The following is a 17,100-nucleotide window of genomic DNA, read 5'->3' as shown; positions in this document are numbered from 1 at the left end:
TTAATATCCTGAAACATTATTTTGAAAAGAAGATAAAGCGCGCAGCAAAAGTTGATTTTGTGACTCATCACCTACTGTAATTCGTAAATGATCATGTAACGATGAATGAGGTGAAAAACTTTTGATTACTATGCCTTGATTCGCAAGCCAAGAAACCAATTCGCATGTGTGTTGGGTTTTAACAAGAATAAAGTTTGCTTCAGTCGGGTAGACTTTCTTGATAACAGGGCACAATTGCAATTCTTTCATTAACTTTGTTCGAGACGCTTTAATTGTATTGATTGCCTGCAAAAACCACTCATTTTTTTCTAATGCGCGGAGTGCCAAATCAATTACTACGCTGGAAATAGGGAAGGGAGGTATAATTTTATTCAAGGCATGAATTACATGTGCTTGAGCTAAAATGATTCCTAAACGAAGATTAGCTAAGCCATAAGCTTTAGACAGAGTACGTAAAACAATTAAATTATCGAATTGAGGAATGAGGCATGTTGCACTTTGAGCTTGAGCAAATTCGATATAAGCCTCATCAACAACGATAACAGAACGATTTTTATATTCATTACAAAGTGTTGCAATAAAGTTTAGATCGATTAACTTACCTGTAGGATTATTGGGATTACACAAAAAAATTATCTTACAGTTGTTTTGCCAATTACTACGAATGTCGTGTAGAGACAGTTGAAAATTATTTTGAGCGTCTAAAGGACATTCAAAAAGCTGTGCATGTTGTAAATAGATATAAAAAGAATACATAGAAAAGGTAGGCGGAAATTGCAGGCATGCATCTTGCCCTGCACTCAGAAATAAACGTGTAATTAAATCAATTCCATCATCTGATCCCCGAGTGAGCACAATTTGCTTTTCTTCAACTTGATAGTGTTTTGCCAATTGTTCTTGCAGTTGGTTCTGCAGGTATTTCTCTGGATAAAAGTTTAAATTAATATTCGTACTTAATGCAGACCAAGGAAGTTCGTTTGCATGCAAACGGTGTCTCATGGGAGCACTACCAACAGTAGACCTCTTTCCAAACGCTACTGAGGAGGTGCATTGCTTCGTCGATGCGGTGCTCGAATCCTCATGTGACTGCGTGTACACCCCGGTTCTGTGTTCCGCGTCTCCTCGCACTTCACTCCCCTCAGCGAGTTTGGAAAGAGGTCTAGTGTAAGGTTGATTGTCTAATAATTCAGGGCGTATTAAGTTAAGTACCGACATTTTAAAGCTCCAGTGAGTTCAACCTGATTTCTACAGCGTGTGCATGAGCATCCAATCCTTCAATTTGAGCCAGAGCAATTGCTGCAGGCCCTAAAGCTTTGATTCCTTCTTTGCTAATTGATTGAACGTTAAAGTGCGTGAGAAAATCGAGCGTACTAAGGCCGCTGTGATTTTTGGCAAAACCATTGGTTGGCAGAACGTGGTTTGACCCAGTTACATAATCACCAAGTGTTTCAGCGGCCCAAGAACCAAGAAATACGGTACCTACAGCGTGTATCTCATTAACCCACGAGTCTGCGTCTTCGCGGTTTATAATCAAATGCTCAGGAGCATAGGAATTAATCATATGTAATTGCTCTTTTTTTTCAGCGCATACAATAATCAGACTGTTTGCAAGTGATTGTCTGATTATTTGTGTTCTTGATAGAATATTAAATTGTGCGTACAGCTGTTGGTTTACCTGTTCTGCGATTTGAAGTGAGTCGCAAATCAGAATGACTTGAGAGTCAACTCCATGTTCAGCTTGTGCCAGTAAATCAGCAGCGATAAAAGCTGGATTTGCTTGATTATCAGCAATGATCATGACTTCGGAAGGCCCAGCAGGCATATCAATCGCTGCGCCATAAGGATCTGGAGCAACTAGGGTTTTTGCTTCCGTAACATAGCTGTTGCCTGGTCCAAAAATTTTATCTACCTTAGTAACCGTTTCAGTACCATAAGCCATAGCTGCAATTGCTTGTGCTCCTCCAAGCGTATAAATGGTATCTATGCCGCATAATCGTGCTGCAACCAATAAATGTTCGTTAATTGAACCAGATGCATCAGGAGGAGTACAAAATATTTTTATAGGACATCCAGCGACACGGGCAGGGATGGCCTGCATTAATAATGAAGAAATTAGAGGTGTTCTGTTGCCACCTGGCACATACAAACCAACTCGTTGAATGGGTCTGTAGGTACTGTAAATAGTTATACCATTTGCTGTACCTATTTTTTTATTTTCTGGTAAAAGAGCTTGGTGGTAGGCAGTAATCGTTTTAACTGCCTCAGTAATTGCAGCAAGAGACGCTTTACTAATGCACGCATTTTCAATTTTTTGTTTAGGGATTTGCAGACTGTTCAAACGAGCCCCATCAAATTGCTCTGTAAATGTAAGTAATGCTTGATCTCCAAGAGTGCGCACCTGTTTGATAATTTCTTGTACCTTACTTTTTACCGAAGATGTGTGCATGGGACGTGTTAGACAGATTTCCTTTTCATCTTGGGATAGGGATTGCCAATTTTTAATCGATAACATCATACTACTCCAACATTTTTTCTATAGGTAAAACCAATATAGAACTGGCTCCCAGAGTTTGAATGGTTTCTAAAGTGTTCCAAAATACCCGTTCACTAGAGACAACATGCACCGCTACTTTATTCATATTTCCGGGTAAAGGCAGAATTGTAGGTGACTCAGCCCCAGGCAATTTTTCTGCAATTACATCAAGAGCTGATTTCGGAGCGTGAAAAACAATGTATTTTCTTTCCTGCGCTTGTTGTACTGCCTGAACTCTACGTGCGAGCATGGCAAATAATTCCTGAAACATGTAAGAAAGGTTCTGAGCACTTTGGATCAATACAGCTTGACTAAACAGCACGGTATCTACTTCATAGAGTTTGTTGTCTTCCAACGTTTGACCACTTGAAACGAGATCGCAAATTGCATCCGCCATACCCATTCGTGGTGCAACTTCAATTGATCCGGATAATACAAGACTTTCCGCACATATTTTCTTGTCACGTAAATATTGGTTTAGTAAATTAGGATAACTGGTAGCAATTCGTTTGCCATCCAAGCTTCCTGGTCCTTGATACTCAGTGGATTCAGGAATAGCTATGGATAAACGGCACGTGCAAGTGCCTAATGCTGCTGTTGTCTTATATAATTTTTGTGGATTGGCAAGCGAGGCTTCCAGTAAGACATTCTCACCAACGATTCCGCCATCACATAAGCCATCAAATACCAAAGTAGGTATGTCATCATCACGAACAAAAAGTAAATCAATAGGAAAGTTATCAACATGAGTCAGTAAGCTATTCGCCTTAATACGAAATTTCAAACCACATTGCTGCAAAAGTCTCAAAGATTCTTCAGATAAACGCCCCTTCTTTTGTAAGGCTAAACGTAAACGATTTTTCACGACATCTCCAATCTCTTCGCGATTAGCTCATAACCGCCTGTACCAAAACTTAAACAGCGTGCTACACGAGTAATTGTGGTTACGCTGACCTCCGTTTGTTCATGAATCGTGCGATAGGGAATACCTTGTCGCAATAAAGGAACAACTTGCCAACGATCTGCCATAGCTTCGAGTTCTGCCGGGGTGCATAAATCGGTAAAAAATTGCAAAGCTTCTTCTTCATTTTTAAGCAAACTAATGGCGTTCATTAAATCAGGCAGAGCAGAGTGTTTTGCGGTTGTATGTGTTTTCATATTAATGTATTGGCGTAATAGAACATTAAATCAATAATACTGACTAATTTTAATGCTGTCAATAATAATTACAGTTTTGTCTAAAAGGCTGTCATCTCATATTCTGTATCTCATATATATTCTGTCATCCCTGCCTGCGCAGGGATGACAGTCTTTCAGACATTACTGTAGACTGTAGAATACCTACTTTTTTGTGAGGTCTATCAGGCTTAAAGTGTGGTATATATGGCGAAAAAAATTTGTGGGAACATGAAATTCTGAAACCCGGGTTTCGCTGCGCTTCACCCAGGCTGCAGTGCAGTGCGTTGCGGGACTAACAACCATATACGGCTTGATACGCTTCGAGTTTTTTTACTTGCTCGTTTTGATGTGTACTTTTTAAGTAATCGATTAAATCAAATAAAGTGATAATTGAATAAACATGGATGCCTTGTGCTTTAATTTCTGCCAGTGCTGATTCCTGAGTTAATCCTCGCTCACATCGATCAAGAGCGATAATAACCCCAGTCAATTGACCACCATTTTCCTTAATTAATATCTGTGACTCTCGAAAAGCTGTACCTGCAGTAATGACATCATCAATGACAATTGTTTTCCCAGTTAAGGGGGCGCCAATTAATTGGCCTCCTTCACCATGATTTTTTACTTCTTTACGATTAAAAGTAACAGTGGTTTCTTGACCTAATTCAGCTAAGGCAATCGCTGTAGCTGTAGCAAGAGGCAAACCTTTATAAGCTGGGCCAAATAAATGGTCGAATTCAGCTTGGTGCTCAAGTAATGTTTTGGCATAAAATTGGCCCAATTGCCGTAACGCGTTACCTTGATAAAATAATCCTGCGTTAAAAAAATAAGGGCTAATACGGCCAGATTTTAAAGTAAACTCACCGAATTTTAATACTTGGCAATCAAGTGCTAATTTTATAAAAGCTGATTTCATCTGATTCATTATGTATTTCCAATAGAAAAAAAAATTATAAAGATATCGATTTTTTTAAAAAATCCTTAACAATCAATAAAAAACTGCTATGCTAATCTATATGCAGGAAATTATTTCCTGCATAAGTGTATGTTTATTATTACTCAGTGCATTAATAGTAAATATTTTTGAGCTGAAAATAAACATCTGTAACAGTTGGATAGTAAAGCTTAAGACAAAGGGGATAGCTAATGTCGCAAAGAGAAACGGGCCATGTAAAGTGGTTCAATGAGAAAAAAGGATTTGGATTTATCATTAATGAAAATGGTGACGATATTTTTGTTCATTATAAAGATATCCAAGGTGTCGGATTTAAAACCCTTCATGAGAATGATCCAGTATCCTTTGTGCTTGATAAAGGACCTAAAGGACTAAAAGCACAAGACGTTACAATTATTACTGAATAGTAAGGTAACGAATCTATATATTCTCAGCTATCGCTGCGTGTTAAGTTAGCCTGGGCTAGGGATTTGCCATAACCCGGGTTTACTTCTCATGCAATGGATTTTTGGTTATGGTTGCAATCTGGATTTTGTTCCCGTAAGCTCTTTTTTGAGCGCGAGAAACTTTTAAATCATATGGATGTGACAATTAATCAATGTTCTCTTTTTGTGTCTAAATTATTCCAAAAAAAGAAAGATATATTAAACCTCTTGAATTCTCCTAAAACATCTTCATATATCTTCTTCTGTTTGTTTATTTTAAGAGGTGGGGTATGAAAAGCTTATCTATGTATCAGGTGGATGCATTTGCATCTGCTCTTTTTGAAGGTAATCCTGCAGCAGTCTGTCCTTTAGAACATTGGTTAACTGATAAAGAAATGCAACGTATTGCTACAGAAAACAATTTATCAGAAACAGCTTTCTTTGTTCCTGAGGGAGATGGATTTTATATAAGATGGTTCACACCAAATGAAGAAGTTGCTTTATGTGGTCATGCAACGCTTGCGAGTGCGTATGTTATTTTTGAAAAATTAGGATTCAAAGGTAAAAAAATAAAATTTAATTCCAAAAGCGGGGCACTTATTGTTTACAAAAATGAAAATGGTTTAATGATGGATTTTCCAGAATTACCTTATCACCCAATTGAATTATCATCCGAGTTGTGCCAGTTAAATTTAAAAAAACCTCAGAACGTCTTAAAAAGCCAGTTTGATTTAATGTTTGTTTATGAGAATGAAAACGACGTGAGGACAGCAAATCCAGACTTAGATGCAGTAGCACGTTTGGAGTATAGAGGCCTGATCTTAACTGCTCCAGGTAAAAATACTGATGTTTATTCACGATGTTTTTACCCAGGATGCAATGTTCCAGAAGATCCAGTGACTGGTTCAGCTCATTGTGTGATTGCACCTTACTGGTGTAAGCAATTGGGTAAATCGCGCATTGATGCGGTACAAGGTGGTAACCGTCAGGGTAAACTGCAATGCGAGGTAAAAGAGGGGAGAGTTTTTCTTTATGGAACGAGTCATCTTTATTTAGATGGCACAATTTACTTGCCGTAGATTCCACTTCTAAAATTTCGGTTACGCTCTTGGAGCGATGATGATATCGCTCCATACCTGTCAATTCTTTGGCGAAAATAGTTGGATTCATCATGAGATACATTTGATTTATTAGATGACATTATTCATGGTTCTATTTATCATGAGTGTTATTTGGAATGTCTGTATTAGTAAAGGAGTATCTTATGGCTATCTATATGTTTCCCGGACAAGGATCTCAGATAAAAGGGATGGGAATTGAATTATTTTCACATTTCCCTGAGCAAATAAAACAAGCTGATGATATTTTAGGGTATTCCATTAAAGAATTATGCTTAGATGATCCAAAACAGCAATTGAGTAATACTGAGTATACGCAACCTGCATTATACGTTATTGAGGCTCTTTCTTTTTTAGTCAGGGCAGCTGAAGAACCGCCACCCCACTATCTCATAGGACACAGTTTAGGAGAATATGCTGCTTTGTTTGCAGCAGGTGCTTTTGACTTCGTTACAGGGTTAAAACTTGTAAAAAAAAGGGGTGAGTTGATGGCTCAAGCAAGTGGCGGGGCAATGCTGGCAGTCATAAATTTACCTGAAGAGCGAATTAAATTTTTACTGAGAGTCAATGGGTTAGATTCTGTAGATTTTGCCAATTTTAATTCACCGAAACAAATTGTTCTTTCCGGACTTGCCGCAGACATTGCTGAAGCGAATGAGTTACTTGCCAATGAAGCGTTAATGTGCGTACCCTTAAAAGTAAGTGGTGCATTTCATTCCCGTTATATGCAAGCTGCTGCTGATGAGTTTGCAAAATTTATGGCTCCATTTGAGTTCTCATCCCTTAAGACCAAAGTGATTGCCAATGTTACTGCAGAGGTTTATAGCGACAACATGATTAAGGAAAATTTAATAAAGCAAATTTCTCATCCTGTTCGTTGGACCGAAACGATTCGCTATTTGAAAAACCAAGGAGAAACGGTTTTTATAGAGGTAGGGCCGGGTAATGTGCTGACTCGCTTAGTAACGCAAATTTAATTATTCGAAAGAGCGGATATTCTGTAAAAATACTGTGTCTTTATGGGATATCCTATCAAAAGAATCATCTTCATAAAAATCTTATAAGTCATTACATCCAAAAGAAAAATATCATCTACACTTAAATAGTGATTCAATTTACAGAGGGTGCAATATGACAATTCGACTGAAGCATGAGCATGGAAAATTAGAAGAAATAGAACTTTTTCAGTTACAACACCACTTGGCGCTTCCCCACCTTAAGAAATATTTACAATCAAAGGGGGCAAAGCAATGTAAATCAATCAAGAAAATTAGTGTTGATCATTCCAATTTGGATGACAAAGATTATCATGCATTACATGACATCCTTAAATTATCATCTAAAGTTAATGAAATTTCATTTTACGCAAATCATATTGATACCGACCAAGTTACTTATTTATTTGAATCTTTACCCAGTAAAAAGCTGAATAAAATTAAATTAGTAGATAATTGGATAGGGGAAAAAATCCCTTCCGATTTTTTTTCTTTTTTACAAAAGAAAAAGTTAAAAGTTTTGGATTTATCATTAAATTGGTTGCGTGATACTGGAGTGCAGCATTTGTTAGAAGCAATAGAAGCGAATACTGAGTTGAACGAGTTGGCATTAAGCTGTAATGATTTTGGTTTGGGTGGAATGAAGGCACTGCATCATTTTGTGTTGAAGCATCCAACATTAAAAATTTTAGATATATCCTATAATAATTTGGATGAAAAATGTGCCAAAGAAATTTCCACGATGATCACTGAATCAAAATCCTTGACGCATCTTAATCTTAGAAGTAATAAAATAGGGGATGCTGGAGCCGAGCTTATTGCACACGCATTAAAATCAAATAAAGATTTAAAATACGTCGATTTATCAGATAATAGAATTTCAGAAACAGGCTTGTCTCAACTCGTGCGTGAGGCAGTGGCACATGATAAACTTGCAGGATTGATTTTAAAGCATAATCATCTTCTTCTTCCTCCAACATTAAAATCGAATCAATCAGACTTACACGTTTTTTATTGATAGTAAGTGCAGAATTATATAGCCGTTCAGTGTAGTATTCATCTTTTAGTGAATACATATGAACGGTTATATTAATCAATGGAGTTTTGCCAATGGGCACTGGTGCTTTTTACCTTTTAAAAGAACGTCGATTTTTGCCTTTTTTTCTTACTCAATTTTTTGGTGCATTTAATGATAATGCATTCAAACTAGCGATGCTCACTCTGATTAGTTACCACTTAACACATGACCAAGCTCAATCTGAATTCTATCAAGCAATAGCAGGTGCTTTGTTTATAACACCCTTTTTTCTTCTTTCGGCGACTGCTGGACAATTAGCAGACAAATACGATAAAGCGTTAATGACTCGGTTCATTAAAATATTAGAATTAATTTTAATGATTATAGGTAGCGTTTCTCTATATTGGGGCAATATTTTTCTGATGATGCTTACCTTGACTGGTTTAGGAGTACATTCAACTTTTTTTGGACCAATAAAATATGCCATTTTACCTGATCATTTACCTAAGAAAGACTTACTAGGTGCAACAGGTTTAATTGATGGAAGCACTTTTATCGCTATTTTGCTAGGAACTACCCTGGGCTCTTTATCCATCGGGATGAACAATCCTAAACCTTATATGGCGGTTTTTTTGACAGTGATTGTTGCGCTTGCTGGTTTAACTTCAAGTCTATTTATCCCAAGAGCCCCATCTACCTCTGAAAAGATAAAAGTCGATATGCTGATTTGGCGCGTAACATATAAGATGTTGAAGCAGGTTACTGAACATTTCGGTATTTTATTATCTATTTTGATTTTATCTTGGTTTTGGTTGCTAGGAACAGTAATACTGACAAAGCTGCCTGATTATACAAATTATGTTTTAGGAGCAAATAATGCTGTTTTTGCATTATTTCTTGCTTTATTTTCCATAGGAATAGCATGCGGTTCAGTGACAGTGAATTTTATTTTTCAAGGGCGGATTAGTTTGTCTATGGTTCCTTGGGCCATGTTTGCTTTTAGCTGTTTTGCTTTGGATTTATATTGGGCTACCCCTTTGGCAGAGCAAGGTTCACTCCTTACTTTAAATACTTTTTTTACGCGGTTTAACCATTGGCGTATTGCTTTTGACCTATTTATGTTAGCTTTTAGCTCAGGTTTATTTGTAGTTCCATTGTATACCTATTTACAGGTTGCTAGCCCCCCTAACTCCAGAGCCAGGGTTATTGCAACCAATAACATTTATAATGCCCTATTCATGGTGATAGGGACGTTTATGATTATTGGTTTATTACATTTTAGTGCTGCAATTCCGAAAATTTTTTTAATTTTGAGCTTTTTAAATGCCGTTGCTGCATTGCTGGCGAGGATTTATCTTAAGAGGGTGGTTTTGCCAGAAAAATAATAGAGTAGGATGTAGCCTGGGTGAAGCGCAGCGAAACCCGGAAATACAGAGCGCTTCACCCAGCTTATACTATCCATATAAAGTTACGCTAACCAATCGCGTGCTGGGAGAAAATCAGTATAAAGTTTTGCTTCTGCACTATGTGCATTAGGTTGCCAATTGTATTCCCAGGTGACTTCAGGTGGTAAGGACATTAAAATCGATTCCGTTCTGCCATTTGATTGTAAGCCAAATAAGGTTCCACGATCATATACCAAATTGAATTCTACGTAGCGTCCTCTGCGATAATGTTGAAATGCTTTTTCTCTTTCACCAAAAGGATGTGACTTACGACGCGACACTATTGGGGCATAAGCCTCAATATAATGATCACCTATGCTTTGCATCAGAGAGAAACTGTGATTGAAGCTTATTTCATTATAATCGTCAAAAAATAAGCCACCTATTCCACGTGCTTCATTTCGATGCTTGATAAAAAAATAATCATCACACCATTGTTTAAATTTAGGATAAATTGCTTGACCAAAAGGTTGGCAGGCTCGAAAGGCGGTTTGATGCCAATGCGTACAATCCTCTTCAAATCCATAATAGGGTGTTAAATCAAATCCACCACCAAACCACCAAACTGGCTCAGAACCATCTTTTTCTGCAAGAAAAAAGCGAACATTGGCATGTGATGTAGGTACATAAGGATTATCAGGGTGAATGACCAATGATACACCGAGCGCATTAAAATTTCTGCCTGCTAATTCGGGACGGTGTGCGCTTGCTGAAGCAGGAAGATGAGTTCCAGAGACATGAGAAAAATTGACACCTGCTTTTGCGAAGACTGAGCCTTGTGTTAAAACACGAGTAATTCCACCACCACCTGTAGGTCGTTCCCAGGCATCTTCAATAAATTGTGCTTGGCCATCAAGTTGCTCAAGTCTCGAACAAATTTTATTTTGTAATTCTAATAGGTAGGTTTTTACTTGCTCAATCGCGTTTTCTGGAAGAGTATGATTCTTTGACATGTGGCTGATCTCCCCAATTTATAACCCGCTTATTTTCTCACTTATTTGAAATTGGCACAATGTTTGCTTTTCTTGTTGTACTTACTTTAAGGGGGAAAATATGGCGTTAGATCTGGATTCATATTTTGGAATACATGCTAAAGCTTTAGTAGCACGTGACCACAGGGCATCACAACTAGCGAACAATTTAGCCAATGTCAACACACCCAATTATAAAGCGCAAGATATCGATTTCAACGAATTTTTAGCAGCCAGTATGGCTGGCGGTTCACAAAAGATGGAAGTTACTTCGCCTAATCATATTAACGCAAACGCCGATTTTTCGGCGAATTTGAAATACCGAGTGACATCGCAAATGTCTTTAGACGGAAACACTGTGGATAAAGATTTGGAAACCACTGAATTTGCACGTAACTCCCTTAACTACCAGGCCAGCTTGAGTTTTCTTGATAGTAAAATCAAATCCATGATGCTTGCGCTGAAAGGAGAATAAGCATGACATTAAGTGCAATTTTTAATATTGCGGGTTCAGCATTGACCGCTGAAACAGCGCGTTTGACCACTAGCGCCGAGAATATGAGTAATGCTAATGTAGAGTCAGGGAGTGCTGATGAGACGTACAAAGCGAAGTATCCGATATTCAAAGCAGTGCAGGCGCAGGCAAATCAATGGATGGGGGAACAAGTATCAGGAGGGGTTCAACTTAAAGGAACTTATGAGAGTGCTTTAGATCCTCGAAAACGTTATGCACCTGATAACCCCTTGGCAGATAAAGATGGATTTGTTTATACACCGAATGTGAACTATGTTGAAGAGATGGCAAACGTGATTTCTGCTTCAAGGTCATATCAAATGGATGTTGAATTGCTTAATACAACAAAACAACTATTGCTACGGACTTTAAAGTTGGGTGAATAAGGGAGAATAGTGGAATGTCGACAAATTCAGTTAATGGAACTAACGCATCTAACCCATCGTTTAATAATCAAATCGATTCGGTAACGAAGAACAGTTTGGGGCAACAAGATTTTCTACGTTTAATGGTTGCTCAAATTCAAAACCAAGATCCGATGCAACCGCAGGTAAATGGTGAGTTTTTATCACAACTAGCACAGTTTAGCACGAATGATGGTGTTGCTAAAATGCAAGAGTCGTTACAACAAATGGCAACTTCTCTGCAATCAAATCAGGCTTTGCAAGCCTCAGCTTTAGTGGGGCGTAAGGTTTTGGTTAATAGCCAGACCCTTCAACTGAGTACTGAGGGTGATGCAAAGGCAGCAGTTGATATTCCACCAGGTCTAAGTAATTTGAGTGCATCAATTTATTCAGAATCTGGTGAACTGATAAAAACAATTCCTTTAGGACAGCCTACTCCTGGATTTTTTCAATTTAGTTGGGATGGCACTGGCGGCGACAATAATCGTATGAAAGAAGGTAAATATAAAATTGAAGTACATGCTGTTTATGGAGGGAAAGAAGTATCTTTAAAAACAATGACCTCTGCCAATGTCGATAGTGTAAGCCTTGGTCAAAATGGAGAAGGCTTAAAATTGAATGTAGCAGGGATTGGACCAGTATCATTGGATCAGGTAAGACAAATATCAGTTTAAAAGCAGGAGGCTAAAATGATTTTTGACGCAGCATTAAGTGGACTTCAGGCAGCAACAAGTAATTTGGATGTTATAGGCAATAATATTGCAAACTCTTCAACTGTAGGATTCAAGGGGTCTCGCGCTAATTTCGGTGATATTTATGCTTTTGGCGGTTATGGCAGCTTTGGTGCAGGCAGTACTTCTATAGGAAGTGGCGTGATGCTGACTCAAGTTCAGCAATCGTTCGCATCTGGGAATTTATCCGGCAGTACAAACAGCCTGGATCTAGCAGTGAATGGTTCTGGTTTTTTTATTTTAAATAATCCAGGTGGTGGTGCGGTGTACACGCGCGCAGGTCAGTTCAATTTGGATAACCAAAATTATATTACCAATGCAAATGGGCAATATCTTACTGGACTCCTTTCCGATGGCAATGGAAATATCACAGGAACCTCTGGAAAACTACAGATCAATACAGAGAATATAAGTCCGCAGGCAAGTACCACGGTGACGACCGGTGTCAATTTGAATTCACAAAGTACTCCTCCGGCCATTGATTGGATTGGTGGCGCTGCGCCACTTAGCAGTTCTTATAATAATCCAACATCATTAACTATTTATGATAGCTTGGGAAATTCGCATGTGCTTAGTATGTATTTTATCAAAGCGGATTCTGCTGCTGCAGCAGGACAGCCCAATGCGTCAACTCCTCCAGGTACAGAGAATCAATGGTACGTTGCTTTCCAAATTGATAACCAAAATGTTCCAACTAATGTTGGAACAGATAATACAACAAATTTGTTCGAAGTGAATTTTAATTCGGATGGATCATTTGTCGGGGTTGCAGGTCCAGGGGGAGCCCCTATTGGCACAAATTTGATCCCACTGTCACTTAATTTGAATAATGGTGCCAATCCTTTAAATTTAAATATTGATTTATCAAACAGTACGCAGTTTGGAAGTCCCTTTGGTGTTCAATCTACTTCTTCAAATGGTTATACCACAGGAAGCCTAGCGAGTCTGAGTATTGATGATGACGGACTTATTTTGGGAATTTATACCAATGGCCAATCTATGGCTATGGGACAAATTCAATTAGCTAACTTTGCTGATCCTACAGGCCTACAAAACATGGGAAATGTGTGTTGGACTGAAACATCTGCTTCAGGACAACCTTTAGTTGGTACTGCTGCATCCGGAGGGTTTGGCGCTATTAAATCAGGTATGTTAGAGCAATCTAATGTTGATTTAACCAGTGAATTAGTCGATTTGATTAGTGCACAACGTGATTTTCAAGCAAATGCTCAGTCGATTCGTGCTGGTGATGCAATCACACAAACAATTATTAATATGCGTTAGGAGGTAACTCATGGATCCTATCTTGTATAATGCTGCTAGTGGGGGGCGGGTCGGCTTTAAACGCCAGGAGATAATCGCCAATAATTTGGCGAATGTGAGTACTCCAGGTTTTAAAGCGGATATGTATCAAGCACAAACTATGTATGCAAATACAGATGGATCCGGAAAAGGGCCATCCTTTTCGATACAAAATCAGAGTGCAGTTGATTTGAGCCCTGGTGAGATTATGACAACAGGGCGCAATTTAGATATAGCAATTGAGGGTAATGGTTGGTTTGCAGTAGGTAGTCAAGGCAAAGAGGCTTATACTAAAGCTGGAAACTTACGTTTGGATATTAATGGCTTATTAACAACGGCTTCCGGGCATCCTATTTTGGGAAATGGTGGCCCAATTTCGATTCCCCCTGCCCAATCCGTTAATATAGGAACTGATGGCACAATTACAGTTGTTCCATTGGGTGGTGATCCTAAAAGTGCAGCCATACTGGATAGAATTAAGTTAGTTACGCTCGATAAAAATAATATTGTTAAAAATTCAGAAGGTTTATTCCAATTAAAGAATGGTGGAACTCCAGCTGCTGCTGATGGGAGTGTTAAGATCAGAAGCGGAGCCATTGAAGGCTCTAACGTGAATGCTATTGATCAGATGGTAGAAATGATTACCTCAGGACGTGAATATGATGCGCATATGAAGGTGATATCCACTGTTGAGGACAATTTCCAAAAGCTGGCACAAGTATTGCAGGAATGATAACCAATTTAATTGAAAAATAAAAATAATTGCGGAGGGAGCTCCATGGAACCAGCATTATGGGTAAGTAAATCAGGCTTGGAAGCACAAGAAAAAAATATCGCTACTATTGCTAATAATTTGGCAAACGTTAATACAACTGGATTTAAAAAAGATAGAGCAATATTTCAGGATTTGCTTTATCAAAATTCAAGCCAGGCTGGTGCCCAATCTTCAGAGAACTCGTTAATTCCAACAGGAATAAATTCAGGTGCAGGCGTCCATTTAGCGGCTACAGAAAAAATATTTGAACAGGGAAGTGTACAAAATACACGTAATCCTTATGATTTGATGATCCAGGGGCAAGGATTTTTTACGATTTTAATGCCTGATGGTACTCAAGCTTATACGCGTGATGGTACTTTTACAGTGGATAACACGGGTCAGCTTGTTGATATTAATGGATATCCATTGCAACCTGCAATAAATGTTCCTACTCAAACAATAGGAGTCACAATTAGTACTGATGGAGTAGTCAGTGCTACTGTGGTTGGAAGCAATACGCCAACGGTACTTGGAACCATCCAACTCGCTAATTTTACTAACCCGACAGGGCTTCAACCTATAGGACAAAACCTTTTTATAGAAACTGCTTCGAGTGGTGCCGCAACACTGAATAATCCAGGAAATTCGGGTGTAGGTACCTTGTTGCAAGGCTCTTTGGAGGCATCGAATGTGAATGTGGTTGAAGAGTTAGTCAATATGATTCAAGCTCAAAGAAGCTATGAAATTACCGCAAAGGGTATCCAGACAGTGGATAACATGTTGCAATACTTGAATCAAACGGTTTAAGAAGATTTCATTAATGAAATTATTTAATTTGCTTGTTGTAAGCTCAGTTGTCATGCTTATGAGTGGATGCGAACTGTTTAATCCTCCCCAGCGTGGGAAGGATCCTGATTACGCACCTACATATCCTACAACACCGGATCCAAAGGAGTTGAGGAAAGAGTCCGGAGCTATTTATAGCGCTGAAACGGCATTGCCTCTTTTCGAAACACCAAGGGCAAGGCACGCTGGCGATATCATTACCGTTTTTTTGGTTGAAAGCACCAATGCATCAAAAAATGCAACACTGCAACAGATGAAAACAGATACTAACGTAGTCAAAAACAATCTCTTTTTGGGGCGGCCAATATCCTTTGGTAGTGGTTACAGTATGGATTTTGACTTGAACAATCGGCGACAGTTCAATGGTTCTGCGCAGGCAGTACAGAATAATAAGTTAGCAGGGAGCATTTCCGTTACTGTGGCTCAAGTGTTGGCAAATGGCAACATGGTAGTTCAGGGGGAAAAGTGGGTTAAAATCGACCAAGGTGAGGAGTATGTACGTGTATCCGGTATTATTCGTCCTCAAGATGTTCGGGCTGATAATTCCATTACCTCAGATCGTCTGGCTAACGCTCGTATTGCCTATGGTGGCACAGGACAAGTGAATAATACGAATGCTCAGGGATGGTTAGCACGAATTATGTGGGGGCCCTTATTCCCAACCTAACCCTAATCTGTAATTTAAATAAAGGTAAATATAAATGGAGTATCTACTTGACTACAGCTTCGGTTTATCATGAGAAAGGGATTTGTATTTATAAGGTGCTTAATTAAGGAATTGTAATGCGGCGATTGCTGATAATTACATGGATGTTTGCGATAAACTTGATATCAAATCATGTTTATGCCGAACGCATTAAAGACATTGCTACTTTGGCTGGTGTGCGCACGAACCAGTTGGTTGGTTATGGTTTGGTTGTTGGCTTAAATGGTACCGGAGATAAAACAGGTACTCGATATACTGAAGATACCTTTGCAAACATGCTTACTCAATTAGGTGTTAACATACAACCAGGAACCAAGCTTAATTCAAAAAATATGGCTGCAGTTATGGTGACAGCAAGTCTGTCTTCTTTTATGAAAAAGGGACAGGCCCTGGATGTCAATATTTCGTCGATTGGTGACTCAAAAAGCTTATTAGGCGGTACCTTGTTAATGACCCCATTGAAAGGAGCGGATGGACGAGTTTATGCTATAGCTCAGGGAAATGTGATTGTATCAGGTGTAAGTGCTGCAGGAAGTGATGGTACAAGTGTTACGGTAAACGTTCCTAGCGGAGGGCGAATCCCGAACGGTGCAACTATTGAAGCAGATATACCTAATCCTTTTTATTTTACAAAAAATTTGACCTTTAATTTACATACTCCGGATTTTACAACCGCGAAACGTATGAGTGATGCCATTAATGAAATGATGGGACCGGGAACTGCCAGAGCGTTAGACGCCGCTTCAGTAGTTGTTACAGCGCCTAAAAAAATGGCACAACGTGTGGATTATGTTTCCGTGTTGGAAAATATAGAATTTAAACCCGCTGAGGCAATGGCTAAAATTATTATTAATGCACGTACGGGAACAGTGGTTATATCTTCTAATGTCATTGTTAAATCTGCTGCGGTTTCGCATGGTAATTTGGTGGTTAGCGTGACTGAGACCCCCGTGATAAGCCAACCTAATGCCTTTGCAAATGGACGAACAGTTTCAACACAGCAGTCACAAGTGTCGATTGATCAAAAAAATAACCATGCTTTTGTCTTGCCACGTGGTGTGACCTTAAAAGATATTGTTCGAGGTATTAATGCTGTTGGCGCAACTCCAGCAGATGTGATTGCGATCCTTGAAGCATTACAGCAAGCAGGTGCATTAAATGCCACATTAATTGTGATATAGGTGTGTAGTCTGATGAAAAA

19 protein-coding genes are annotated in these 17,100 nt (G+C 38.8%); 13 read left to right on the top strand and 6 right to left on the bottom strand.

What is annotated here, in order from left to right; genetic code table 11:
* From hisC to pyrE, 5 genes are all read right to left on the bottom strand, one after another.
* The gene (gene hisC, locus Lani_RS01830; protein WP_019232045.1) at positions 1-1,215 is read right to left on the bottom strand and encodes a histidinol-phosphate transaminase; all 1,215 of its coding nucleotides are present in this window, start codon (positions 1,213-1,215) and stop codon (positions 1-3) included.
* Between the two features lies 1 nt (position 1,216).
* A complete protein-coding gene (gene hisD / locus Lani_RS01825; protein WP_019232046.1) occupies positions 1,217-2,512 on the bottom strand; it encodes a histidinol dehydrogenase in 1,296 nt (431 codons plus the stop codon).
* A 4-nt stretch (positions 2,513-2,516) separates the two neighbouring features.
* Positions 2,517-3,398 (bottom strand): ATP phosphoribosyltransferase, encoded by an 882-nt coding sequence (gene hisG / locus Lani_RS01820; protein ID WP_019232047.1) that lies wholly within the window; start codon positions 3,396-3,398, stop codon positions 2,517-2,519.
* Positions 3,395-3,691, bottom strand: coding sequence for a YerC/YecD family TrpR-related protein (locus Lani_RS01815; protein WP_019232048.1), 297 nt, complete (start codon positions 3,689-3,691; stop codon positions 3,395-3,397). The genes hisG and Lani_RS01815 overlap by 4 nt, the downstream gene beginning before the upstream one ends.
* Positions 3,692-4,004: 313 nt before the next feature.
* Positions 4,005-4,637: an orotate phosphoribosyltransferase gene (pyrE, locus tag Lani_RS01810; RefSeq protein ID WP_019232049.1), complete on the bottom strand. Its 633-nt coding sequence runs from the start codon at positions 4,635-4,637 to the stop codon at positions 4,005-4,007.
* Between the two features lie 221 nt (positions 4,638-4,858).
* Here pyrE and Lani_RS01805 point away from each other — a divergent pair, with 221 nt between their 5' ends.
* The 5 genes from Lani_RS01805 (at position 4,859) to Lani_RS01780 (ending at position 9,608) form a co-directional block, all read left to right on the top strand.
* Positions 4,859-5,074, top strand: coding sequence for a cold-shock protein (locus Lani_RS01805; protein WP_003631957.1), 216 nt, complete (start codon positions 4,859-4,861; stop codon positions 5,072-5,074).
* A 308-nt stretch (positions 5,075-5,382) separates the two neighbouring features.
* Positions 5,383-6,171: a PhzF family phenazine biosynthesis protein gene (locus tag Lani_RS01795; protein WP_019232051.1), complete on the top strand. Its 789-nt coding sequence runs from the start codon at positions 5,383-5,385 to the stop codon at positions 6,169-6,171.
* 185 nt (positions 6,172-6,356) lie between these two features.
* Complete coding sequence (fabD, locus tag Lani_RS01790) at positions 6,357-7,187, top strand: ACP S-malonyltransferase (protein ID WP_019232052.1); 831 nt, start codon at positions 6,357-6,359, stop codon at positions 7,185-7,187.
* Positions 7,188-7,341: 154 nt separating this feature from the next.
* A complete protein-coding gene (locus Lani_RS01785) occupies positions 7,342-8,223 on the top strand; it encodes a leucine-rich repeat domain-containing protein (RefSeq protein WP_019232053.1) in 882 nt (293 codons plus the stop codon).
* Between the two features lie 92 nt (positions 8,224-8,315).
* Complete coding sequence (locus tag Lani_RS01780; RefSeq protein WP_019232054.1) at positions 8,316-9,608, top strand: MFS transporter; 1,293 nt, start codon at positions 8,316-8,318, stop codon at positions 9,606-9,608.
* Between the two features lie 83 nt (positions 9,609-9,691).
* On the opposite strand, the gene hemF is transcribed toward Lani_RS01780, so the two are convergent.
* A complete protein-coding gene (gene hemF, locus Lani_RS01775) occupies positions 9,692-10,621 on the bottom strand; it encodes an oxygen-dependent coproporphyrinogen oxidase (RefSeq protein ID WP_019232055.1) in 930 nt (309 codons plus the stop codon).
* 100 nt (positions 10,622-10,721) lie between these two features.
* Here hemF and flgB point away from each other — a divergent pair, with 100 nt between their 5' ends.
* The 8 genes from flgB (at position 10,722) to Lani_RS01735 (ending at position 17,080) form a co-directional block, all read left to right on the top strand.
* Positions 10,722-11,114, top strand: a complete 393-nt coding sequence (flgB, locus tag Lani_RS01770) for a flagellar basal body rod protein FlgB (RefSeq protein WP_019232056.1) — start codon at positions 10,722-10,724, stop codon at positions 11,112-11,114.
* A gap of 2 nt (positions 11,115-11,116) precedes the next feature.
* Positions 11,117-11,539, top strand: a complete 423-nt coding sequence (flgC, locus tag Lani_RS01765) for a flagellar basal body rod protein FlgC (RefSeq protein ID WP_019232057.1) — start codon at positions 11,117-11,119, stop codon at positions 11,537-11,539.
* A 14-nt stretch (positions 11,540-11,553) separates the two neighbouring features.
* Positions 11,554-12,231, top strand: coding sequence for a flagellar hook assembly protein FlgD (locus Lani_RS01760; RefSeq protein WP_019232058.1), 678 nt, complete (start codon positions 11,554-11,556; stop codon positions 12,229-12,231).
* A gap of 15 nt (positions 12,232-12,246) precedes the next feature.
* The gene (gene flgE / locus Lani_RS01755) at positions 12,247-13,572 is read left to right on the top strand and encodes a flagellar hook protein FlgE (protein ID WP_058388361.1); all 1,326 of its coding nucleotides are present in this window, start codon (positions 12,247-12,249) and stop codon (positions 13,570-13,572) included.
* A 10-nt stretch (positions 13,573-13,582) separates the two neighbouring features.
* Positions 13,583-14,323 carry a flagellar basal-body rod protein FlgF gene (gene flgF, locus Lani_RS01750; RefSeq protein ID WP_019232059.1) on the top strand — a complete coding sequence of 247 codons (741 nt, stop codon included), beginning with the start codon at positions 13,583-13,585 and terminating at the stop codon, positions 14,321-14,323.
* A gap of 45 nt (positions 14,324-14,368) precedes the next feature.
* Positions 14,369-15,154 carry a flagellar basal-body rod protein FlgG gene (flgG, locus tag Lani_RS01745; RefSeq protein ID WP_019232060.1) on the top strand — a complete coding sequence of 262 codons (786 nt, stop codon included), beginning with the start codon at positions 14,369-14,371 and terminating at the stop codon, positions 15,152-15,154.
* 13 nt (positions 15,155-15,167) lie between these two features.
* Positions 15,168-15,860, top strand: a complete 693-nt coding sequence (locus tag Lani_RS01740) for a flagellar basal body L-ring protein FlgH (RefSeq protein ID WP_019232061.1) — start codon at positions 15,168-15,170, stop codon at positions 15,858-15,860.
* 116 nt (positions 15,861-15,976) lie between these two features.
* Complete coding sequence (locus Lani_RS01735) at positions 15,977-17,080, top strand: flagellar basal body P-ring protein FlgI (protein ID WP_019232062.1); 1,104 nt, start codon at positions 15,977-15,979, stop codon at positions 17,078-17,080.
* Positions 17,081-17,100 lie beyond the last annotated feature (20 nt).

The organism is Legionella anisa, from assembly GCF_001467525.1.
Classification (GTDB): domain Bacteria; phylum Pseudomonadota; class Gammaproteobacteria; order Legionellales; family Legionellaceae; genus Legionella; species Legionella anisa.
Note: the sequence above shows the minus strand (reverse complement) of the source record. Positions and strands in the feature narration are given on the sequence as shown.

What these genes read in the sequence shown, in the direction of transcription:
- hisC (WP_019232045.1), bottom strand. Translation starts at nt 1,215, where the DNA reads ATGTCGGTACTTAACTTAATACGCCCTGAATTATTAGACAATCAACCT.
- hisD (WP_019232046.1), bottom strand. Translation starts at nt 2,512, where the DNA reads ATGTTATCGATTAAAAATTGGCAATCCCTATCCCAAGATGAAAAGGAA.
- Lani_RS01815 (WP_019232048.1), bottom strand. Translation starts at nt 3,691, where the DNA reads ATGAAAACACATACAACCGCAAAACACTCTGCTCTGCCTGATTTAATG.
- pyrE (WP_019232049.1), bottom strand. Translation starts at nt 4,637, where the DNA reads ATGAATCAGATGAAATCAGCTTTTATAAAATTAGCACTTGATTGCCAA.
- Lani_RS01805 (WP_003631957.1), top strand. Translation starts at nt 4,859, where the DNA reads ATGTCGCAAAGAGAAACGGGCCATGTAAAGTGGTTCAATGAGAAAAAA.
- Lani_RS01795 (WP_019232051.1), top strand. Translation starts at nt 5,383, where the DNA reads ATGAAAAGCTTATCTATGTATCAGGTGGATGCATTTGCATCTGCTCTT.
- fabD (WP_019232052.1), top strand. Translation starts at nt 6,357, where the DNA reads ATGGCTATCTATATGTTTCCCGGACAAGGATCTCAGATAAAAGGGATG.
- Lani_RS01785 (WP_019232053.1), top strand. Translation starts at nt 7,342, where the DNA reads ATGACAATTCGACTGAAGCATGAGCATGGAAAATTAGAAGAAATAGAA.
- Lani_RS01780 (WP_019232054.1), top strand. Translation starts at nt 8,316, where the DNA reads ATGGGCACTGGTGCTTTTTACCTTTTAAAAGAACGTCGATTTTTGCCT.
- hemF (WP_019232055.1), bottom strand. Translation starts at nt 10,621, where the DNA reads ATGTCAAAGAATCATACTCTTCCAGAAAACGCGATTGAGCAAGTAAAA.
- flgB (WP_019232056.1), top strand. Translation starts at nt 10,722, where the DNA reads ATGGCGTTAGATCTGGATTCATATTTTGGAATACATGCTAAAGCTTTA.
- flgC (WP_019232057.1), top strand. Translation starts at nt 11,117, where the DNA reads ATGACATTAAGTGCAATTTTTAATATTGCGGGTTCAGCATTGACCGCT.
- Lani_RS01760 (WP_019232058.1), top strand. Translation starts at nt 11,554, where the DNA reads ATGTCGACAAATTCAGTTAATGGAACTAACGCATCTAACCCATCGTTT.
- flgE (WP_058388361.1), top strand. Translation starts at nt 12,247, where the DNA reads ATGATTTTTGACGCAGCATTAAGTGGACTTCAGGCAGCAACAAGTAAT.
- flgF (WP_019232059.1), top strand. Translation starts at nt 13,583, where the DNA reads ATGGATCCTATCTTGTATAATGCTGCTAGTGGGGGGCGGGTCGGCTTT.
- flgG (WP_019232060.1), top strand. Translation starts at nt 14,369, where the DNA reads ATGGAACCAGCATTATGGGTAAGTAAATCAGGCTTGGAAGCACAAGAA.
- Lani_RS01740 (WP_019232061.1), top strand. Translation starts at nt 15,168, where the DNA reads ATGAAATTATTTAATTTGCTTGTTGTAAGCTCAGTTGTCATGCTTATG.
- Lani_RS01735 (WP_019232062.1), top strand. Translation starts at nt 15,977, where the DNA reads ATGCGGCGATTGCTGATAATTACATGGATGTTTGCGATAAACTTGATA.